Source organism: uncultured Gilvimarinus sp., from assembly GCF_963972205.1.
GTDB classification, from domain to species: domain Bacteria; phylum Pseudomonadota; class Gammaproteobacteria; order Pseudomonadales; family Cellvibrionaceae; genus Gilvimarinus; species Gilvimarinus japonicus.
This window is the reverse complement of record NZ_CAXAUC010000001.1, coordinates 41,997-63,176: the sequence shown is the minus strand read 5'-3', so window position 1 is coordinate 63,176 and position 21,180 is coordinate 41,997. Positions and strand designations below refer to the sequence as shown.

Here is a 21,180-nt window from a genome sequence, read left to right as displayed (position 1 = left end):
GGGCGGAGTATACACGATTACGCCGCTATTAGCCCTTTACGGGCGCTAAAGCCTCGCATAGTGACGTGCCCCGTGCGCCCCAGTGAGACTGTGCTAAGCCCTTTAAAGCGGCTATGATTACGCTCTGAAACTAGGGAGCTTTTTAACATGCGTATTAGTGTATTACAGCACGTGCCGTTTGAGGGCATCGGCAGCATGGCCGATGAGTTTGCCGCGCGGGGGTATTGCATTACTACCCACCACCTGTACCGCAACGAGCCATTGCCAGAACAAGATGAGTTTGATTGGCTGGTGGTTATGGGCGGCCCCATGAATGTCGACGATACCGCGCAGTATCCGTGGCTCACCGCCGAGAAGCATCTTATTGCCACGGCGATAAGCAGTGGTAAGCGGGTATTAGGGATATGCCTCGGGGCACAGTTGATTGCGCGCGCGCTGGGTGCGCCGGTAACGCCCGGCCGCCACCGAGAGATCGGTTGGCACCCGATACAAGGGGTGCCCACGCGCTCGATTTACGGTCCTTTATTCGCCAGCAATCCAACAGTGTTTCACTGGCACGGGGACACCTTCGCCCTCCCCCAAGGAGCACTGCCGCTAGCCGCCAGCGAGGCCTGCGAACAGCAAGCCTTTGCCTTTGGCACACGGGTTCTTGCCCTGCAATTTCACCTAGAGACAACAACCGACTCGGCCCAGGCGTTACTTAAACACTGTGGCGATGAACTGGACGGCAGCCGCTATGTGCAATCGGCGGACGCCATTACCGGCTCCGCTAAGCAATTTGCGGCTATCCGGGTATTAATGGCGCACGCCATAGAGATCATGGCTAATGCCGATATTGAGTGAACCACCGGCGCCGTCATCGCTCGCGAGCGGCGCCTATGACACTTTATGACGCGGTCTGAGCTTGGTAGTCCATGGTATAGCGCGTTTTTTGCGCCGCGCGCACCAATAACCGACTATTACTTGCCGAGTCCGGGTAGTTACTGTACCCCAACGACCACTGACCGTAAGACGGCGCGTATTTGATTTGGCCAACTGTGCGCTTTAGCTGGGCAAACGTATTCGCCAAGGTATTATTGCTAAGCTCGGGCACAAGAGCGATAAACCCAGAACTACTGTAACGCGCCAACTCACTGGCATCACCCAGCCCGCTGCGGACAGCCCCGGCAAACTCCTGAGCCATTTGCTGCGCCGCCTGCTCGCCCAGGGCATTGTTTAAATCACGATAACCATTCATTTCAATATAAAGCAAACTAAAACGGCTATGTTGCGTTGCCATCTTTTGCATTAACAGCTGCTCAAAGCGAGTGCGATTGGCAAGCCCAGTGGCTTGATCGACAAACGCATTTTCAATGACTTTATCGTGAGCCTGGGCGGCGCTACGGCGCTCACTCTCGGCTTGTTTAAAATCGCGATACGCGACAATCAGTGCCAACAACAACACAATACTGGCGACGATCGCCGTGGGAATACCCATCCACTGCCCTTGCAATGTATTGCTCTGTGCGGCCATGGAGTTCATTGGATAACTTGCCGCCGCCATACCGGTATAATGCATACCGCAAATAGCCGCTCCCATCACTAAAGCGGCCACACCCTTTACCGCCATGGCGTATTTGGCAGGCACCACTCGCACTTGGCGACAGATAACCAACGCCGCCCCCGAGGCCACCACAGCAATCACCGCCGAGATAGCCACGATAAGCGCGTCATATTGAATTTGCGGGTCCATACGCATGGCGTACATACCGCCGTAGTGCATCGCGCAAATACCCGCCCCCATAATCACCGCACTGGCGACAATACTCAGGGCGCTGACATTAGGTCGGGTAATCACATACAGCGCCAGTGCCGACGCCAATACCGCGGGAATCCACGACAAAACCGTCAAGGGCGCGCTAAAGCTCATAGTCATGCCCGCGGGCATCGTATAGGCACTCATACCCACAAAGTGCATCGACCAAATGCCCGAACCCAAGCAGACAGCCCCCATACCCAGCCAAAATTTGCGGCCGGCACCGTCGTGCATACTAAAAATTCGCGTGCCAAAATAAATCGCGGTGTAAGCGGCGATAACAGCCACACAATACGAGGCAAAAACCAGCGTTAGGTTATAACTACCTGACATAATAGGGTTCCAATAGCGGTACAAAATTTAAAGGCTGGCGATTTTACGCGCCAAAGTGAACAAAAGATCACCGCAAAATGTAAACTTATGTAAATCAGCGCAACCGCAACCTAACCGCACCCGACAACTATTCACCACTCTCCTTGGGGCAAAAAAAAGGGGAGCAAAGCTCCCCAAACCTCAAACAAGAAATCTTACCCTTTCGGAATCAATGGCTGATCATCCACGGCCGAGCCGACGGAAAGATCTTACTGCCATCAGGCGTGTAAAGCACTTGCGACTTACGCACCGATCGATCGCTGCAACCACACCCTTTACCATGTTTGTGCTCGCGCCGCGCTTTGTCCTCGAGACGGGACTCAGGGTTAGAGAAGCGTGGCGCCTCGCGCGCTTTTTCATTGCGCGCGTGGGCGTCACGATTACCGGGCGCCATATCCAACATCGTTGGCGACACCATAATCACCCGACCGGCCATTGTGCCGCACTGGGGGCACGGAGCCGGCTCAGCACTTTGAGCGATAGTGGCTAGCTGGTTAAACACACCGTGTTCAGTGCAACGGTAATCGTAGACAGGCATGACTTACTCCTTATCTTTCGACAGTGGAATATCGATGGTGCCATCGACCATTTTCTTTGGCCCTTCTGCCGTCGGATTAATATCAAAATCAAAGATTTCGGTTGGCAGCCACAAAGTAGCGCAGGCATTTGGCACATCCACCACCCCACTGATATGGCCTTGTACCGGCGCACAACCCAAGAGCGCGTAGCCCTGCGCCTTGCTATACCCAAACTTAGTCAAAAACTCGATGGCGTTTAAACAGGCCTGACGGTAGGCGACATTCACATCCAAGAAGTGCTGACCGCCATCTTCATCGACCGAGATACCTTCAAAAATCACGTAATCATCGTATACCGGCTTGATCGGGCTCGGCTTGAAGATTGGGTTTTTAACACCGTACATCTCCATACCGTTTTTAACCAGGTTAACCCGCATATGAATCCAGCCGGCCATTTCGATCGCACCACAGAAGGTGATCTCACCGTCGCCCTGGCTAAAGTGCAAATCACCCACGCTCAAGCCACCGCCTTTTACGTAAACGGGGAAGTACACCTTAGAGCCGCGCGACAGATCTTTAATATCGCAGTTACCGCCGTGCTCACGTGGCGGTACGGTACGGGCCCCTTCAGCCGCCGCTACTTTTGCTTCATCGGGCTTCATACGCCCCATATGGGCGGTATCGGCGTACGGCAAGTTTGCCAACGTGGGCACCCGATCCGGGTTGGTGTCATAGAGCTCTTTCTCACGCTCATTCCAGGTATCCAAAAGGTCTTTGGATGGCAAGCAGCCAATCAACCCCGGGTGAATCAGGCCCGCAAACTCAACGCCCGGAATGTGGCGAGACTTGGTAAACATACCGTTAAAATCCCAGATCGACTTCTGCGCATCGGGGAAGTGCTCGGTTAAAAAGCCACCGCCGTTTTGCTTAGAGAAGAAACCGTTAAACCCCCACTGGCTCTCTTGAAATGCACCAATATCAAGAATATCAACCACCAGCAAGTCGCCCGGCTCCGCACCTTCAACACCGACCGGCCCGGACAGAAAATGCACCTGAGTAAGATCGACATCGCGCACGTCGTCGGCGTTATCGTTGTTCTCGATCTGGCCACCGGTCCAGTCGTAGCACTCCATAATAAAATCGTCGCCGGGCTTAACCGTTGCCACCATCGGAATGTCCGGATGCCAACGGTTGTGAATCATGTCGTTCTCATAGGCCGACTTGGATAAATCGATTTTGACGATCGTTTCTGTCATGACTTAGGCTCCTGAATAGCTCAGCAATAATGCAGTAAGGACGCGATTGCGGCTGACTGCGAATGTGGGCTCAGTATCGAATTCGGGAGCAAAATCGGCAATACGACAAATAGCCCGCGAACTACGTCATTTGACGCATTGCTTAAATGGGGACGAAAAACGGATGACGGGTGACGGGTGACGGGTGACGGGTGACGGGTGACGGAACATAGCATAAGCGCGGCGCCAGCCGGATTGCCAGCGCCGTGCTTATAGCAACTAATATTAACGTGCGATAAAAATAAGCTGGCCCGATTGCCAGTGCCCTTCGGCCAGGCACAACTCAGGAGAAGTAGACTCAGCGCCCGCCTGCAATAAAAAGCTCGCCAGCGGCGCTTCAACAGCATCGCGCACTAGCCGTCTTACTGAGCGGGCGCCGTAACGGTTGTCCAGAGCGTTCTTACCGAGCCCCTCATAAGCCTCAGCCGTCAGCGTTAGGCGCCAACCTTTTTTGTTGAGCCGCCGATTTAATCGATCTAGCTCCAACTCTAAAAGACTGTGGGTATGGGTGTCTCCCAGGGGGCGATAAATAAGCACCCGATCCAACCGGTTAATAAACTCTGGGGCAAAAAATGCTTCTATTTGCTCGTGCACTTGCCGCTGAACACGACGGGGCAAATCGGCACCACCTCTCCCTGGCCACCAGCTTGAGCGTTTAAGCCAGGCGCTTAACTGACGCCCGCCCAGGTTACTGGTCATTAGTAGCAGGGTGTTGCGAAAATCGAGACTTTTTTCACCGGCGCTTAAGCGCAGGTGGCCGTCTTCCAATACGTTTAGCAAGGCCCGCAATACTTCTGGGCTTGCTTTCTCAACCTCGTCAAACAATACAATGCCGGGCGTAGAATAATCACCGGCGATCTGCGCCGCATCAAATAATGTGTGCCCTTCTTTACTGCCAACATACCCCGGTGGGGCGCCAGATAGCGCTGCACTGTAATGAGCCTGCGACAAGGTGTTCATATCGATACGACAAAAATTATCCGCTCTACCCGTTAGTACTTCAGCGAGCGCTTTTACCGTTGCTGTTTTGCCTACGCCAGTAGGCCCCGCCAGTAGTGCCGACCACAAGGGTCGATCGGGGTCGGCTATATCAGCCTTGATCACATCTAACGCATCATCAAGTGCCGCCATCGCCTCGGGCTGCCCGACAATGCGCTCGCGCAATCGCTCTTTGGCTTTAGGCAAGTCAAAACGAAACCGGGTTTGCCCTAATCGAGTAGCCGCTGGGCGGGTATTTACAGCCGGCGCTGGTGTACCTTGTGCTTGCTCGGCTAACATATCATTAATAAAAGGCACAACTACCTCAAGACATTAAAAAACGCCGTAACAGGTTAGCCTGTTACGGCGAGCGAAACGGTTAATCCGCCGACTTCTCTTTTCCGTCCACCGGCAAATTCCCTACCGGGCAATCCGCCACACCAATGGTCGATCGTGTTAGAGCTTCCACATCGGCCTGAGTTTTTTCGGCATCAAGCACCCAGCTACGATAGAAATCAAACGGGCACTCGGCGATGCCTTTATCGCCATCACCAGAGTTATGTACACCGCTATAACCGCGATGGAGTAATTTAAACAGGTGATTTTGTGATTGATCGTTTTTACGTGCATCGCGAATTTGCGAGACAGACAACTGAGCGTACTGTACGCCCATATCTTCTTCACCGCATTCACCCAAGGTGCGACCATCAAACCCAATAATGGCCGAGTGCCCGAAGTAGGAATAAACCCCGTCAAAACCCGAGGCATTCGCAACAGCCACATAGCAGTTGTTTGCCCAGGCCATTGATTTCGCCATCATCACTTGCTGCTCTTTGGCTGGATACATATAGCCCTGACAGCGAACGATCAGTTCAGCGCCCTTCATGGCGCAGTCGCGCCAAATTTCGGGGTAATTGCCGTCGTCACAAATAATCAGGCTGATCTTCATACCTTTAGGCCCTTCGGTGACATAGGTTTTGTCACCCGGATACCAGCCCTCAATCGGACACCAGGGAATACATTTACGGTATTTTTGTACAATTTCACCCTGGTTGTTAATCAACACTAAGGTGTTATAAGGCGCTTTATTCGGGTGATCTTCGTGTTGCTCACCGGTCAGTGAGAAAACACCCCACGTATCCGCCTGCCGACAGGCTTCGGAAAAGATAGCGGTCTCATCGCCCGGGATAGTGGCAGCGGTAGCCATCATCTCGTCGTTATCGTACATGATGCCCATGGTGCTGTACTCGGGGAAGACCACCAGATCCATCCCCGGCAAGCCTTTTTTCATGCCGAGAATCATATCGGCAATCTTACGGGCATTGTCCATCACTTCGGCCTTAGTATGTAACCGAGGCATTTTGTAGTTGACCACCGCAACACCGACCGTATCAGGGCTGCTGGAAATATCACCGTGACGCATGATTTACTCCTATAAAACCGGTGCAACAACCGTGAGGCTGTTACACCAAAACGAATCTTAGAAAATTACACCGAGAGGTACGAGGCGACTTTCGCCTCGTCCACGCTCGATCTGAGCTCTTCGTGGACAATCTCGCCTTTTTCAATCACCAGTATGCGGTCGGCAATATCCAAGGCAAAACTCAACACCTGCTCTGACACCACAATCGACAGGCCGCGCTGATCGCGAATCTCTTTAAGCGTGCGCGCCATATCGCGAATAATAGAAGGCTGAATACCTTCGGTGGGCTCATCCAACAACAACATCTTAGGATTACTGGCAAGTGCTCGGGCAATAGCCAGCTGCTGTTGCTGGCCACCCGACAAGTTACCGCCTCGACGATTGCGCATCTCCAGTAACACCGGAAACATATCGTAAAGATCGCGCGGTACGTTGCGCGATTTTGTGGTAGTCAGTCCCGTCTCGATATTTTCTTTAACGGTCATGCTGGAAAAAATCATGCGCCCCTGGGGCACAAAACCAAAACCGGCTTCTACCCGCTGGTAGCTTTTCATCTTAGATACCTCGGTATCCTCCAGCTTGACGCTACCACTCTCGGATGGAATAACACCCATCAAGGATTTCATCAGGGTGGTTTTACCCATCCCGTTACGCCCCATAACCGCCACAATTTCGTTGGGCGCTACCGAGAAGTTCATACCACTAATAATATTACTCTGGCCATAACTGACTCGATAATCAGATACATTCAGCATGGTTGTCTCCTCAATGACCCAAATACACTTCGATGACTTTAGGATCTTGCTTTACGTGCTCGGCCGAACCTTCGGCTAGGATCTTACCCTGGTGCAAAACAGTAACCTTGTCGGCAATCTCGGCGACAAACTGCATATCATGCTCGATCACAATCACCGAACGATCTTTGGTGATGGTGCGCAACAGCTCTGCTGTTTTGCGTCGCTCGGATACCGACATGCCTGCCACCGGCTCATCCAGCATCAAAAGCTCTGGGTCTTGAATCAGCAACATACCAATTTCCAACCATTGCTTTTGACCGTGACTGAGTAGGTCACCGCGGGTGTGCAGCAGCTCATCCAAAAAGATCATGCCGGCTACTTCGTTGACACGCTGAAGAACCTCCGCATCTCGTTTAAACGCCAGCGCACCCAATACAGATCGGCCGCGAGGAAACGAGATCTCCAGGTTCTCAAACACCGTTAAGTCACCGTAGATTGACGGAGTTTGAAACTTTCGCCCCACCCCCGCGCGCACAATCTGGTGCTCTTTCATTTTGGTGAGTTCTTTGTTGCGAAACTTAATCGAGCCCTCTGTGGCTTTGGTTCGTCCACACACCAAATCCAGCACCGTGGTTTTACCCGCTCCATTCGGCCCCACAATTACCCGTATTTCATTTTTATCAACGTAAAAACTCAAATCGTTAACCGCTTTAAAACCATCGAATGAAACCGTTAGCCCTTCAACCGCCAGCACGAAATCTGTGTTACTCGAATTCATGGGTTACCCCCTTCGGTTTTCATCTGAGGAGCCAGCTCCGCTGACGTATCGTTTGACTTACCCGTAAAGCGCTCAATCAACTGATTGACCTTAGGCTCACAGTATTTGGTGTACAGCCCTGCCAAACCATTGGGGAACGCCATAACCACACCGATAAACAGCGCGCCCATGGCAAACAACCACAACTCAGGAAAGCTCTCGGAGAAAGTCGTTTTAGCCCAGTTAACCACCAGCGCACCATATACCGCGCCAAAGATTGACAGGCGGCCACCCACGGCACAAAAGATCACCATTTCAATCGAAGGAACAATACCCACAAAGGTAGGTGACATAAAACCAACCTGAAGGGTAAACATGGCGCCACCGATTGCGGCAAAGGCCGAACCCAGACAAAACACAAAGATCTTAAAGTTGGCTACGTCGTAGCCTGAAAAACGCACACGGTCTTCCATTTCTCGCATGGCAACCAACAAACGGCCCAACTTACTTTTGCGTACAAACTGCGCAACACCCAGGCACAAAAACAGCATAAACACACATAAAAAGTAAAATACATACTTGGCTTCGTTGGTACGGATATCCCAACCAAACAATGTGCGCAAGTCTGTAATACCATTCACGCCGCCGGTATAGCCCTGCTGACCGATGATTAGAATCGTCAAGATTGCCGCCACTGCCTGGGTAATAATGGCAAAGTACACCCCGCCCACCCGGCGCTTAAACATGGCAACACCGATGATGTAAGCAAAGATCGACGGGATAACAATAATGGCGATCACGGTAAAGGTCAGGCTATGGAACGGCTGCCAAAACCAGGGCAATTCCGTCAACTGGTTCCAATCCATAAAGTCCGGAATCCCAGGTGTTGACTGAATTGCGGTGTTTTCCGGTGACGATGCCTCAAGCTTTAAAAACATCGCCATGGCATAACCGCCCAAACCAAAAAACACCCCTTGACCTAGACTTAAAATACCGCCATAGCCCCAGCACAAGACCAAACCAAGCGCGACAAACGCGTACGTAAGGTATTTACCCACCAGATTAAGCCGGAAAATATCAAGGCTTAAAGGTAAGACCACCACCAAAATTAACGCGAGTACCGCAAAATTAATGAGATCATTTTTAGGCAATAGAGATCGTAAACCTGCATAAGACATACGCTAACCCTCCTAGCGACGCACTTTCAGTGAGAAAAGACCTTGTGGTCTTAACATCAGAATGAAGACAACAAACAACAGCGTCAGTACTTTGGCCATTGACCCGCTCAGGAAGAACTCCATAGTGGATTGCGCCTGCGAAATAGTAAAAGCTGAAGCGATGGTACCCAGCAAACTTGCCGCGCCACCAAACACCACAACCAGGAAGGTATCAACAATGTACAACTGCCCCGACGTGGGCCCGGTTGAGCCAATCATGGTGAATGCGCTACCGGCAACACCGGCAATACCACAGCCTAAACCGAAGGTCAGTCTATCTACGCGTGCGGTATTAATGCCCACCGCGCCCGCCATAGGGCGGTTTTGCACCACTGAGCGCACCTGTATGCCCCAGCGTGATTTGTACATAAGCGCTGCAATCGCTACCGAGATACCCACCGCCAGCGTCATTACAAAGATACCGTTAATCGGCACCTCGATAATGTCCGTTAACTGAAATGACCCCATCAGCCAATCGGGTAAGGTTACACCCACTTCACGGGCGCCAAAGATGGTGCGGTAGCACTGCTGCAAAATTAGACTTAAGCCCCAGGTCGCCAACAGGGTATCCAATGGACGGTGGTACAAATGACGAATCATTGCCCACTCCACTAGCATGCCCAGCGCGCCCGCGGCGATAAACGCCAGTATCATGGCGATAAAAAAGTAGGCCCCAAACAAATTGGGCATATAGTCGGCAAACACATTAGAGGTTAAATAGGTAATGTACGCACCGAGGATCATAAACTCGCCATGCGCCATATTGATAACGCCCATCTGGCCAAAAATAATAGCCAGCCCCAACGCCATAAGGACAAAAACAGAAAATAAAATTAATCCTGCAAAGCCCTGCATAGCAAATATCGACATTAACTCAGAGGTCGTGTAATCGGCGAACATCGCTCAATCCTCGTGCAGAAAACTCAAAAGAAACTTCATCTTGCGAAAGGGACGAACCCACCGCCTGTGGCAGTGGGTTCTGGTGGCCGCTCGCGCGGCCGGTAATGCGGCTTATTGGTAACCTTCTGGGAACGGATCTGGCTCGATCAGCTCGTCAGTTTCGTACACGATTTCATACTGACCATCGGTTTTGGCGTTACCAATGCGGGTTTTAGACCACAGGTGGTGATTCGGGTGAACCTTCACATAGCCTTCTGGCGCAGTGGTTAACTCGATACCAGGCGATGCTTCACGTACTTTGTCCACATCAAATGATCCGGCTTTTTCGACCGCTGCTTTCCATAACCAAGGTCCGAGATAAGCGGCCTGAGTTACGTCACCGATAACAATGTCATCGCCCCAACGCTCTTTAAAGGCTTTAACAAAAGCCTGGTTGTTGTCGTTGGTTAAGCTCTGGAAGTACTTCATTGAAGCGTAAGCGCCTTCAATGTTTTCACCACCGATGCCCAAGATTTCGTCTTCGGTCACAGAGATGGTCAGCACCAGCGGCTTCTCTTTGGTCATATCGATACCAGCGGCTTTAAGCTGCTTATAAAAGGCAACGTTAGAACCACCCACCACTGAGGCGAAGATGACATCAGGCTTTTTCAGCTTGAACTTGTTGATGATCGAGTTGAACTGAGTGTGACCCAGTGGGTAGTAATCCTCACCCACAACTTTCAGGCCCAGCTTCTCGATGTGCTTGCGCGCAATCTTGTTAGAGGTACGTGGCCAGATATAATCCGAACCAAGCAAGTAAAAGGTTTTAGCGCCTTTCTCTTTGGTTACCCAGTCAATACCCGCCAAAATTTGCTGAGTGGCTTCCTGACCGGTGTAAATTACGTTAGGTGATTGCTCCAAACCCTCGTAAAACGTGGGGTAGTACAGCATGCCGTTATACTGTTCAAACACGGGCAATACCGCTTTACGTGAAGCCGAGGTCCAGCAACCAAACACGGTGGCCACTTTATCTTGCAGCAACAGCTTACGAGATTTTTCGGCGAAGGTTGGCCAATCGCTGGCACCATCTTCTTGTACGTATTCGATTTGACGGCCTAGCACACCACCCATGGCATTGATCTGCTCAATGGCCAGCTTCTCTGCCTGAACCGAGCCAGTCTCACTGATGGCCATGGTCCCGGTTACCGAGTGTAAGATACCGACAGTGACTGTATCGTCGGTCACCGCAAGATCCGTGGTGTTGACCTCGGAAGTCGCGGGTGCCGCGTTAACCGCTGCAGACAACACCATTGTCGCCCCAGCGACGGCAGAGGCGATGCCCTTCATTAAGCTTGGCAGTCGACCCCCAAGGCCGGCCTGTGCATTTTTTAAAGTTCCCATGTTCTTTCCTCGTTGGTTATCCCAGAAGTGGGTTAGCCCAGCAACAGACACGCTGTGCCTACGGTGTTTATTCTCAGGAAACTCGCGCTTAGGCACTATTCGCCAAACGCACCATGGAGCTACGTCATTTGACGCATAGGGTTTACCGCACCTGCGGCGTAAGGTCGTGCGCACTCAATATAAAGCGTTTAACTTGATCAATTGGTATGGCTTTTGACTGTTGTTTGGCTGTACACCATCGCGCGCCAATGGCAGCAACCATTAGACGCAAGTCTCAGTAAGACAAACGCACCACAAAGGAAACCATGCACAGCGAGGTGCACCCAATAGAGGCAGCACCTTGTATCAAACTCGTAAAAATTCACAGCGATCTCGTCCCGGTAGTCGCGCCCTATGACCGCCAAACAGCATATCTTTCGGGTGCGCCGCAATTACAACCAATGGGTGGCCAACCAAACACTAGAAGATTACGCGCTGCGCTTCACCGCTAAAAGCGCGCGCCGCTGGAGTGCCACCAGAGTCGCCATTACCGCCCTCGGCGCCATTTCATTTCTTGCCCTTGAAGCCATAGGCGGCACAGTTACGCTGCACTATGGCTTCACCAATGCCATAGCCGCTATCTTTGCCGTCAGTATTATTATTTTAATCACCGGTACACCTATTAGTTACTACGCCGCCAAGTACGGTGTCGATATCGACTTACTCACTCGTGGCGCTGGATTCGGCTATATCGGATCGACCATTACCTCACTGATCTATGCCTCGTTCACATTTATATTCTTTGCCCTAGAAGCGGCCATTATGGCGATGGCCTTAAAACTGCTGTTTGGCCTACCGCTGGCAATTGGCTATTTAGTCAGCGCCGTACTGGTGATTCCTTTAGTGGTTTACGGCATTACTTTTATTAGTCGCTTTCAGGTATGGAGTCAGCCCATTTGGCTCACACTTCAGCTACTGCCTTTTGCATTTATTATCTATGCCGATGCCAGTGCCGTTAACGACTGGACGCAGTACACCACTAGCGCGGACCCCACCGGCCAGTTCGACCTGATGCTTTTTGGCGCAGCTTGCGCGGTGATGTTTGCCCTGATTGCGCAAATTGGCGAGCAGGTCGATTTTTTGCGTTTTATGCCCGAACCCACGCCAAGTACACGCAAACGCTGGTGGGTTTGCGCTATGGCCGCCGGTCCCGGCTGGATTATTGTCGGTGCCATAAAAATGTTGGCGGGTTCATTTTTAGCGGTATTAGCACTTAGCTACGGCGTCAGCACTCAGGAGGCGGCCGACCCAACCCGCATGTACATGATCGCTTTTGGCTACATTTCCAACACCCCAGAGGTTGCCTTGGCGGTCGCCGGTATTTTTGTGGTGTTATGTCAGCTAAAAATCAACGTCACCAACGCTTATGCGGGCTCTATTGCCTGGTCCAACTTTTTCTCACGTCTCACTCACTCACACCCTGGGCGCGTGGTTTGGTTGGTGTTTAACGTAGCCATTGCGTTGCTGTTAATGGAGCTAGGGGTTTATCAAGCCCTGGAACAAACCTTGGGCTTCTACGCCATTGTTGCCGTCGCGTGGGTCGGCTGTTTAGTCGCCGATTTAATAATCAACAAACCCCTGGGGTTATCGCCCAAGCACATCGAGTTTAAACGCGCCCACCTATACGACATTAACCCGGTCGGTTGCGGCGCGATGATTTTAGCCACCCTATTTGGCATGATTAGCTACAGCGGTGTTATGGGCGATGCAATGCAGGCGCTAGCACACTTTATGACTCTGGCGGTGGCCCTACTGTTAGTGCCATTTATCGCTTGGCTTACTAAAGGTCGCTATTATTTAGCCCGCGAGCTGATCGCCAGTGATATAGAGTTCGATACACCAGATCAAGCTACGGCCATCTGCTGCATTTGCGAGCACCGTTTCGAGCGCGAAGATATCAGCCACTGTCCCGCGTACGCTGGCAACATTTGCTCACTGTGCTGCTCACTGGACGCGCGTTGCGGCGATTACTGTAAACCCGGCGCGGGTTACAGTGAACAAATTCGCTCGCTGTTTACACGTTTTTTACCCGCCCGATTTATCCCCAACATCAACTCTCGAATCGGTCACTTTTTAGGCCTACTGGTTATCATCAACGGGTTCTCTGGCCTGCTGTTATCGCTGATTTACTTTCAAAGCCCCACGCCCAATACCGCCTCAACGCTTTGGAAGGTGTTTTTTTTACTGGTTATTATCACCGGAATTATTAGCTGGCTGTTTGTTTTAGCCCATGAAAGCCGCGTCGTTGCACAAGAGGAAACTCAGCGCCAAACTCGATTATTAACCGAAGAGATCGTTGCCCATGAGCAAACCGACCGCGAGTTGCAGCGCGCCAAAGAAAGTGCCGAGGCGGCTAACCAAGCCAAAAGCCGTTATCTAACGGGGATAAGCCACGAGCTGCGGTCACCGCTAAACGCCGTTTTGGGCTACGCCCAATTACTGGAAAAAGACCCGACGATTCCCGATGTAAAGCGCGATGCTATCGGAGTTATTCGCCGCAGTGGGGAACATTTAGGTGATTTGGTAGAAGGGTTGCTGGATATCTCTAAAATTGAAGCCGGTAAACTCGATTTACACACCGAGCAAGTGCGCTTGCCGCAACTACTAGAGCAGTTGGTGTACATGTTTCGGCCCGAAGCCGAAGCCAAAGGCCTAATATTTGACTATGTGTGTGCCAGCCATCTTCCCGAATTTGTTAAAACCGACGAGAAGCGCCTGCGGCAGATACTCATTAACCTTCTCTCTAATGCCATTAAATACACAGCGCAGGGTAAGGTGTCATTTCAGGTGCGCTATCGTAGCCAAGTGGCCGAGTTTATTATCACGGATACCGGCGAAGGTATCGCCCGGGAAAATGCCGAGCGTATTTTTCGCCCTTTCGAACGAGTAAAACGCCCCGGCAGCAACATCGCTGGCACTGGGCTCGGGCTCACGATCACGAGGCTGCTAACGGATATTATGGGCGGCGACATCAGCCTAACCAGCACAGTAGGTCAAGGCAGTGAATTTAAAGTCGCCTTAATGTTATCCAGCATTCACCCCTCACAAGCCGAGCGCAGTGACGATAGCGTAAAAGACATTACCGGGTATAAAGGGCCACGAAAAAAACTCTTAGTCGTGGATGACGAAGCCAGCCACAGAGAACTGATAAAAGCCATCTTAACGCCACTTGAGTTTGACTTAGTGTTTGTCGACAACGCTTTGAGCGCACAACAAATCGCCGAGCAACAAGCACCCGACTTAATTATGCTCGACGTCAACATGCCGGCTCTATCGGGATGGCAACTAGCACACCAGCTACGGGACGCCCGCCACAGCGCGCCCATCATTATGGTATCGGCCGATGCCCGAGAAAACCGCCCCGTCGACACTGGCGCTGCTCCCCACGATGCCTATTTAGTTAAACCGATTAATGTCAACGCCATGCTGGATAAAATTGGCGTCCTGCTGAATTTACAATGGCGACACGATACCAACCAAACCAGGCTCGCAAACCCGGCCGTACAAGTGCAGCGCAGCGGCAATAGCATTGCGTTACCCACCGAAGCCGACTGCCAAAAGTTGCAGGCGCTCGCGCAAATTGGCCACAAAACAGGCATCACGCATTATTTAAATAACTTAATGGCAAACGGTCAGTGCCAGCGCGCGTTTTTTAACGCCGCCACCGACTACGCCAATCACTTTCAATTCGAACAGCTGATCGAGCTTTTGCAAGGAACACCTAATGAACACGGCTAACAGTGGTAAAACCGTCGCCCTCGTGGTCGATGATGCCATCGACAGTATTCGCATGCTAAACGATGTCTTAGAAGCCGCCGATATGACGGTCCTGGTTGCGCTAGAGGGCGCGCAAGCCATTACCATCACCCGTAACATTACCCCTGATATTATTTTACTTGATGCCATTATGCCCAACATGGACGGCTTTGAAACCTGCCGGGCACTCAAAGAAAACCCCAGGCTTATGGATGTGCCCATCATATTTATGACCGGTCTAAGCGATACCGAACATGTCGTGATGGGCTTAAAGTCCGGCGGTGTCGACTATATTACCAAGCCTATTAATGCCGACGAATTAGTCGCCCGCATGCAGGTGCATCTCGCCAATGCCCGTATGACTCGCAGTGCTCGGGCGGCGCTAGACTTAGCGGGGCAAAACCTATTTGCCACCGACGCGCGCGGGCAATCACTCTGGGCAACCCCAGCGGTACACGCACAGCTGGCAAGCGCGCTAAACGATCAAGATGCCCGCCAGGCACAGTTTACCGAGGCCCTCAGCCGCTGGTTTAGCCACAGCCCAGAGCCCGGACATAAGCTCAACCTCGACTTTCTAGGCTCATCGCTTACCGTTGAGTTTCTCGCGCTGGTCGATCAGCGCGAGTACTTGCTTAGGCTGATTGATACCCCGAGTAACGAAACCAACACCGATGTTCTACGTCGTAAGTTTACTGTTACCCAACGCGAAGCGGACGTTCTTTTGTGGATCGCCAATGGCAAAACCAACCGGGAGATCGGCCAAATTTTAGACATGAGCCCGCGCACAGTGAACAAGCATTTAGAGCAAATATTTAAAAAGCTCGGGGTAGAAAACCGCACCTCGGCCGCCGCGCTGGCGATTCGTGCGCTGGCCGAGTTGGCTTAAGTGTTAATGCTCAAAATCGATCTCGGCATTAACCCAAGCCATAAAGTCTACGACTAAACGCTCTAATTTTTGTGCGGTGGCCGCATCGGTTAGTTGGCCATCCGAAAAACACTCATGGGCGCTGGCTACGGCAAACTCCGGGCAGGGAAACACCGGGGTTAACGTGCCGGCCAACACCTGCTTGAGCTGGCCTTGGGCGCGCACACCACCGATCGGACTCATAGACGCGCTCATAATTAATGTAGGAATATGGGCAAGCACTGAACGATACGCTGGGCGCGAAACCCAGTCGATGGCATTTTTTAGGGGGCCGGGAATACCATAGTTATACTCGGGAGTGGCGATTACCAGCGCGTCGGCACCGGCAATTTGATCGAGCAACAACGCAACTGCGTCAGGCTTGGTGTCACCATCGAGATCTTGGTTATACAAGGGTATAGCGGCAATATCGGCTTCGATCCACTCCACCTCGGGCGACTCTCCCGCGGCAAAAAAGTACTCTCGCGCAGCGGACAAAAGAGCTGAGTTAAACGAATCTTGGCGCAAGCTGCCACTAACGGCTACAACCTTCATATTAACCTCCTGAGGTAGGGTTGGAATAAACACTCCCCACCCTACCTCAGAGCGCTGGTAGCGTCACTGAAAACTTAATTAATTACGCGTTTAGCGGTGCTGATGGCTAGCATGCGGCTCACGATACGGTACAAACCAGCGCCCTACACGACGCTTCATATGCCCCATATCGTTCATCACCAAATACAAACACGGTACTAAAATTAGGGTCACAAAGGTTGCGCACAACACCCCGTAGCCAAGCGAGATCGCCATCGGGATCACAAATTTCGCCTGCAGCGAGCTTTCAAACATAATGGGCAGTAAGCCGATAAAGGTAGTCAGCGAGGTTAAAATAATCGCCCTAAAGCGGCGCTGCCCGCCGTTCATTACCGCATCAAACAACGTCTCGCCACGCTCGCGTGCTTTATTGACGTAATCCACCATTACCAGTGAGTCGTTAACCACCACACCCACGGCGGCAAAGATACCAAACAGCGACAAACCGCTCAGGTCATAGCCCATAATAACGTGGCCCCAAATAGCGCCAATAACACCAAAGGGGATAACCGACATAATCATTAGCGGTTGCGTGTACGAGCGCAAAGGCAAAGCCAATAAAATATAAATGGGCAGCAGAATCTTCATAAAGTTAATAATAAAGTCCGTCACGCTGTCGCGCTCTTCTTTTAGGTTGCCCGCCTCTTCAATCTCGATATTAGGGTAGCGATCACCCACTTCGGAAAATACGCCATCACGCAACTCATTGGCGACCTGCAAAGGTTGTACTTTGGCAAAATCGAGCGATGCCCACATTGTAATGGTACGCCGGCCATCCTCGCGATACACCTGATTAACCCCTTCGACCAACTCAATGTCAGCCACCTCCATTAACGGTACCTTGCTACCGTCCGGGGTGGTGATCAGTAAGTCGTTTACCGCACCCAACACATTGCGCTCAGACTCGGGGTAACGCACCATCACTTTGATTTCTTCGCTGTTGCGCACAATGCGCTGCGCCTCAATGCCGTACAAACTGTAACTGGCCTGTGCCGCCACATCGGCGGTAGTAAGCCCCATACTGGCCGCCAAAGGCTTGAGCTTAAAGCGCGCCTCTTGGGCGCCCACTTGCTCTGAGTCATTGATCTCGTAAACGCCATCGATAGTGCCCATAGCCTCACGCACTTGACTGGCCACTTGGCGCATCGAGGTAATGTCGTTACCGATAATCCGGAAACTCACATCACCATCGTTGGTGCCGCCTCCCATAACGGTATCCGCGATCTCAAGGCTCTTTAAACCACTGATCTCAGGCATTTGTTCACGCCACTTGGCCGACAACGCAAAAGTACCGATCGGGCGATCTTCTGGATCGACTAATTTAACTTCAATGCGCGCCTCGGTACGCCCCTCCATCGAGACAAAAAGGTTGTCGATCATCGGCTGATCGAATTCAGCGATCGTCTCAGACTCGATTCGTTGAATCATCGACTCAACATCAAGCATCGCCTGCATAGTCTCTTGCTCGGCGACGCTGGCATTCATCTCTAAGGTGACACGGACAAAATCGTTAGGAATTTTGGGTTGATTAACAAACTTGACCAAACCACCGGCAAACAGTGCGGCGGTAATAAACACAACGCCGGTAAAAATAGCCATTACCGCGTAGCGATACGCCAAACACCACTGCAACAATGGACGGTAGACGTTGCTGATAAAACGTTGCAAGTGTCGATCAATAAGGCTCTGCAAGCGGTAAACCGGATTGTTGGGATTGGGCTTAAGAGGCTTCATATGCGCCAAGTGTGCGGGCAAAATCAATTTCGACTCCACCAGCGAGAACAGCAGACAAAACACCACCACAAAACCAATCGAGCGCGGGAATGCCGATTGCGGTCCGGTTTCCAGTAGCATTGGGAAAAACGCCGCACAGGTCGTTAACACCCCAAACGTGGCCGGCATAGCGACTTTTTGCGCACCGCGAATAACATTATCGATACTCTGGCCTTTTTCTTCGACCTCAGTGTGGACACTTTCGCCAATCACAATGGCGTCGTCCACCACCACCCCCAGCACCATAATAAAGGCAAATAAACTGCCGATATTAATGGTGACATCAACCCAGCTCATGGGCAGCAACATGATGGCACCTAAAAAGCTTACCGGCAGCCCCATCATGACCCACATGGCGAGCTTAATACGCAAGAACAAGGCGAGAATAATAAAGACCAACAAACCACCCCAGAACATATTGCTCAGCATCATGTTCAAGCGGCCATCTAGGTAATAAGTTAAATCAACCCAGGGCTCCAGCGTAACGCCATCGGGTAAACTCTTAGCGCGCTCGGCAATATACTCATCGACAATATCGGCCACATCGCCAATGCTTTGATCGCGGGTAGCACCGACAAAAAAGGTCACGGTATTGTGGCCGTTCATTTTGGTGTAGTTGATGCCCTCTTCAAAGCCGTCGTTAACCGTTGCCACATCGCCCAGCAAAATCTTGGTGCCGTCGGCGCGGGTGCGCAGCGGTAAGCGCTCAAACTCTTCACCCACATAAGCTTGGTCTTCTACCCGCACCGAAATAAAACCTTCCTTAGCGCGTATCTGCCCGGCGGAGCGATTCGTCGACCAGTTGCGCACGGCGGCCGCAATCTCTTCAAACGACAGGCCGTACTCGTAGAGCTTATCGCGACTAACTTCAATGGCAATTTCGTAGTTGGCGCCACTGTAGTAGTCGACAATGCTCACGTCATCCAGCGCGCGCAGCTCATCGTGAATACGCTCGCCCAAATGTTTTAAATCGTGGTTGTTTAAATCGCCGTAAAGGCTAACGTACATGACTTCTTGCCGGTACTTGGCGCGACTAATACGTGGCCGCTCCATGCCGTCGGGAAAGCTCGATATAGAGTCCACCGCCGTTTTAACTTCGTCCAGCACCTCTTGCGCATCGTATTCTTCCATCACCTCGATACTGGCCGAGGCGTTGCCGCGATTGGAGCGGGTAATCACGCGCTTTAGTCCCTGGATACTGGCGAGTGACTCTTCTAGCTTAACCGTAATCGCCTCTTCCACATCTTGTGGCGCGGCACCTGGGTAGGCAATATTAATATTGAGCCAGTTGATCTCGATTTGAGGGAACATTTGTTTGCGGATGGTCATGGCCGTTGCCACCCCCAACAGCAAAATAAAAATCATCAACAAGTTGGCGGCAACACTGTTGCGGGTAAACCACGCAATAATGCCTTTGCGAGTATCGTCAGCGTGTTCCATTACCCCTCTCCCTGCTCGCCACGCGCAACCGCTGCCACGTCAGGCTTGGGCGTATCAGCTGGCTCAGCAGCCTCTTCCGCCTGATCGTCAAACCGCTTAAGCGCCATGCCCACGACCGGGTATTCCAGCGAGGTAGTCACCAATAAATCACCATTGCCGACGCCGTCTGTCACCACACTTTCACCGCCGATATGACGCAGTACCGTCACAGGTTTAAGCTGCAGCTTACCCTCGTGATACACCGGCAGAGTGCCATTTTTAATCAGGTTTCGGGGGATACGTACCGCGTTTTCCAGCTCGCGGCCGACAATATTGGCCACCACAAAGCTGCCAAACGCTAAGTCTGTCTGCGCTCCGGGTTGCTCGCTTTTTACGCTCTTGGTGTTTAAATGGTAGGGGTCGCTCACCCGCGCCACTAAGTAGCTCATCCGGGTATCGTCGTCGATCACCCCTTCGGTACGCACAATTTTGGCGGGCCAGCGGTAGTTGCTACCCATGGAGTCGCCGGTTAATTCGACCTGACTTCCCACGCCATTGCCCACAAGGTACTGCAGCTCGCTGTTGGCAACAGGCAAACGTATTTCGGCGCTGCTCACATCCAGCACTTCGCCCATCATCGAGCCTACGTTAACAAAAGTCCCTAAGCTCACCCGACGCTCGGCAATCAAGGCGTCGTATGGGGCGATAATCTTGGTACGTTCCAGATCTTTTTGCGCTTGTTTTACGCTGGCCTGAGACGCCGCAACTTGCGCTTGGGCCTGCTTTAGCTGGGGTTTGCGTAGCCCCAACGCCGGGGCCGGATGGTCACTAATGCCCTCCCACTCTACCCGGGCCACCTCTCCTTGAGCTTGCTCGAGCTCCAGCGCCGCCGTCGCGCTGGCAAGCCCGGCGCGGGCCTCTTCTAATTGGACTTCGTAATTAGTCGGATCAATCTGCGCCAGCACTTCACCTTTTTTTATAATGCCGCCACGGACAAAAGCCTCGTCGAGGGCGACGATCTCGCCACTGACCTGAGCCACTAACTCGGTGGAATATCTAGGCTGCACTAATCCACGGGATAACACCTGCAACTGAATAGCCTGCGTTTGCAGGGGCTGTACATTGACCAGAGCCACGCCCTCTTTTGCCTCTTTGTGCGGCGGGGGCTTACGCATGGAGGCCAGCGCAATAGCGATAACGATCGCGGCCAGTAGAATAACGACCGGTAAAATCCAACGCTTGTTTCTGGTGTAAAACCCTGGGTTAGACATGTACAACCTGCTCCTTTGTCTCGATCAAGTCACGATCAGTATCGTTGTTAGT

Annotated in this window: 16 protein-coding genes; 3 read left to right on the top strand and 13 right to left on the bottom strand. The window is 52.0% G+C overall.

Features of this window, described 5'->3' with window-relative positions:
- Positions 1-147 precede the first annotated feature (147 nt).
- Positions 148-843, top strand: coding sequence for an amidotransferase (locus tag AACY82_RS00255; RefSeq protein ID WP_339614748.1), 696 nt, complete (start codon positions 148-150; stop codon positions 841-843).
- Positions 844-886: 43 nt separating this feature from the next.
- Here the strand turns inward: AACY82_RS00255 and AACY82_RS00250 are convergent, their stop codons facing one another.
- The 10 genes from AACY82_RS00250 to urtA all read right to left on the bottom strand — a co-directional run bounded on the left by AACY82_RS00250 (position 887) and on the right by urtA (position 11,318).
- The gene (locus tag AACY82_RS00250) at positions 887-2,128 is read right to left on the bottom strand and encodes an MHYT domain-containing protein (RefSeq protein ID WP_339614747.1); all 1,242 of its coding nucleotides are present in this window, start codon (positions 2,126-2,128) and stop codon (positions 887-889) included.
- Positions 2,129-2,336: 208 nt separating this feature from the next.
- On the bottom strand, positions 2,337-2,705 hold the full coding sequence (locus AACY82_RS00245; RefSeq protein ID WP_041522838.1) for an FmdB family zinc ribbon protein: 369 nt from the start codon (positions 2,703-2,705) through the stop codon (positions 2,337-2,339).
- Between the two features lie 3 nt (positions 2,706-2,708).
- Positions 2,709-3,941: a formamidase gene (gene fmdA, locus AACY82_RS00240; RefSeq protein ID WP_041522837.1), complete on the bottom strand. Its 1,233-nt coding sequence runs from the start codon at positions 3,939-3,941 to the stop codon at positions 2,709-2,711.
- 264 nt (positions 3,942-4,205) lie between these two features.
- The gene (locus AACY82_RS00235) at positions 4,206-5,276 is read right to left on the bottom strand and encodes an AAA family ATPase (RefSeq protein WP_339614746.1); all 1,071 of its coding nucleotides are present in this window, start codon (positions 5,274-5,276) and stop codon (positions 4,206-4,208) included.
- A gap of 61 nt (positions 5,277-5,337) precedes the next feature.
- Positions 5,338-6,381 (bottom strand): aliphatic amidase, encoded by a 1,044-nt coding sequence (locus AACY82_RS00230; RefSeq protein ID WP_041522836.1) that lies wholly within the window; start codon positions 6,379-6,381, stop codon positions 5,338-5,340.
- A gap of 65 nt (positions 6,382-6,446) precedes the next feature.
- Positions 6,447-7,136, bottom strand: a complete 690-nt coding sequence (gene urtE / locus AACY82_RS00225) for an urea ABC transporter ATP-binding subunit UrtE (RefSeq protein WP_041522835.1) — start codon at positions 7,134-7,136, stop codon at positions 6,447-6,449.
- Between the two features lie 10 nt (positions 7,137-7,146).
- Positions 7,147-7,896, bottom strand: coding sequence for an urea ABC transporter ATP-binding protein UrtD (urtD, locus tag AACY82_RS00220; RefSeq protein ID WP_339614745.1), 750 nt, complete (start codon positions 7,894-7,896; stop codon positions 7,147-7,149).
- Positions 7,893-9,053 carry an urea ABC transporter permease subunit UrtC gene (gene urtC / locus AACY82_RS00215; RefSeq protein ID WP_339614744.1) on the bottom strand — a complete coding sequence of 387 codons (1,161 nt, stop codon included), beginning with the start codon at positions 9,051-9,053 and terminating at the stop codon, positions 7,893-7,895. Before urtC ends, urtD begins: the two co-directional genes overlap by 4 nt.
- A 12-nt stretch (positions 9,054-9,065) precedes the next feature.
- Positions 9,066-9,992 carry an urea ABC transporter permease subunit UrtB gene (gene urtB / locus AACY82_RS00210; protein ID WP_041522832.1) on the bottom strand — a complete coding sequence of 309 codons (927 nt, stop codon included), beginning with the start codon at positions 9,990-9,992 and terminating at the stop codon, positions 9,066-9,068.
- A 111-nt stretch (positions 9,993-10,103) separates the two neighbouring features.
- Positions 10,104-11,318, bottom strand: coding sequence for an urea ABC transporter substrate-binding protein (gene urtA, locus AACY82_RS00205; RefSeq protein ID WP_339615583.1), 1,215 nt, complete (start codon positions 11,316-11,318; stop codon positions 10,104-10,106).
- Between the two features lie 447 nt (positions 11,319-11,765).
- On the opposite strand from urtA, the gene AACY82_RS00200 reads away from it, so the two are divergent.
- Positions 11,766-15,149: an ATP-binding protein gene (locus AACY82_RS00200; RefSeq protein WP_339614743.1), complete on the top strand. Its 3,384-nt coding sequence runs from the start codon at positions 11,766-11,768 to the stop codon at positions 15,147-15,149.
- The gene (locus AACY82_RS00195) at positions 15,136-16,053 is read left to right on the top strand and encodes a response regulator (RefSeq protein ID WP_339614742.1); all 918 of its coding nucleotides are present in this window, start codon (positions 15,136-15,138) and stop codon (positions 16,051-16,053) included. Before AACY82_RS00200 ends, AACY82_RS00195 begins: the two co-directional genes overlap by 14 nt.
- 3 nt (positions 16,054-16,056) lie before the next feature.
- Here AACY82_RS00195 and AACY82_RS00190 read toward each other — a convergent pair whose 3' ends face one another.
- The 3 genes from AACY82_RS00190 to AACY82_RS00180 all read right to left on the bottom strand — a co-directional run bounded on the left by AACY82_RS00190 (position 16,057) and on the right by AACY82_RS00180 (position 21,128).
- On the bottom strand, positions 16,057-16,626 hold the full coding sequence (locus AACY82_RS00190; RefSeq protein ID WP_339614741.1) for an NADPH-dependent FMN reductase: 570 nt from the start codon (positions 16,624-16,626) through the stop codon (positions 16,057-16,059).
- A gap of 90 nt (positions 16,627-16,716) precedes the next feature.
- Complete coding sequence (locus tag AACY82_RS00185; protein ID WP_339614739.1) at positions 16,717-19,878, bottom strand: efflux RND transporter permease subunit; 3,162 nt, start codon at positions 19,876-19,878, stop codon at positions 16,717-16,719.
- Positions 19,878-21,128 carry an efflux RND transporter periplasmic adaptor subunit gene (locus tag AACY82_RS00180; protein WP_339614738.1) on the bottom strand — a complete coding sequence of 417 codons (1,251 nt, stop codon included), beginning with the start codon at positions 21,126-21,128 and terminating at the stop codon, positions 19,878-19,880. Before AACY82_RS00180 ends, AACY82_RS00185 begins: the two co-directional genes overlap by 1 nt.
- Positions 21,129-21,180: the final 52 nt, after the last annotated feature.

Excerpts from the sequence above, each read along its gene's own strand:
- AACY82_RS00245 (WP_041522838.1), bottom strand. The coding sequence starts at position 2,705 with ATGCCTGTCTACGATTACCGTTGCACTGAACACGGTGTGTTTAACCAG.
- fmdA (WP_041522837.1), bottom strand. The coding sequence starts at position 3,941 with ATGACAGAAACGATCGTCAAAATCGATTTATCCAAGTCGGCCTATGAG.
- AACY82_RS00190 (WP_339614741.1), bottom strand. The coding sequence starts at position 16,626 with ATGAAGGTTGTAGCCGTTAGTGGCAGCTTGCGCCAAGATTCGTTTAAC.
- urtD (WP_339614745.1), bottom strand. The coding sequence starts at position 7,896 with ATGAATTCGAGTAACACAGATTTCGTGCTGGCGGTTGAAGGGCTAACG.
- AACY82_RS00200 (WP_339614743.1), top strand. The coding sequence starts at position 11,766 with ATGACCGCCAAACAGCATATCTTTCGGGTGCGCCGCAATTACAACCAA.
- AACY82_RS00250 (WP_339614747.1), bottom strand. The coding sequence starts at position 2,128 with ATGTCAGGTAGTTATAACCTAACGCTGGTTTTTGCCTCGTATTGTGTG.
- urtA (WP_339615583.1), bottom strand. The coding sequence starts at position 11,318 with ATGAAGGGCATCGCCTCTGCCGTCGCTGGGGCGACAATGGTGTTGTCT.
- AACY82_RS00195 (WP_339614742.1), top strand. The coding sequence starts at position 15,136 with ATGAACACGGCTAACAGTGGTAAAACCGTCGCCCTCGTGGTCGATGAT.
- urtC (WP_339614744.1), bottom strand. The coding sequence starts at position 9,053 with ATGTCTTATGCAGGTTTACGATCTCTATTGCCTAAAAATGATCTCATT.
- urtB (WP_041522832.1), bottom strand. The coding sequence starts at position 9,992 with ATGTTCGCCGATTACACGACCTCTGAGTTAATGTCGATATTTGCTATG.
- urtE (WP_041522835.1), bottom strand. The coding sequence starts at position 7,136 with ATGCTGAATGTATCTGATTATCGAGTCAGTTATGGCCAGAGTAATATT.
- AACY82_RS00230 (WP_041522836.1), bottom strand. The coding sequence starts at position 6,381 with ATGCGTCACGGTGATATTTCCAGCAGCCCTGATACGGTCGGTGTTGCG.
- AACY82_RS00180 (WP_339614738.1), bottom strand. The coding sequence starts at position 21,128 with ATGTCTAACCCAGGGTTTTACACCAGAAACAAGCGTTGGATTTTACCG.
- AACY82_RS00255 (WP_339614748.1), top strand. The coding sequence starts at position 148 with ATGCGTATTAGTGTATTACAGCACGTGCCGTTTGAGGGCATCGGCAGC.
- AACY82_RS00185 (WP_339614739.1), bottom strand. The coding sequence starts at position 19,878 with ATGGAACACGCTGACGATACTCGCAAAGGCATTATTGCGTGGTTTACC.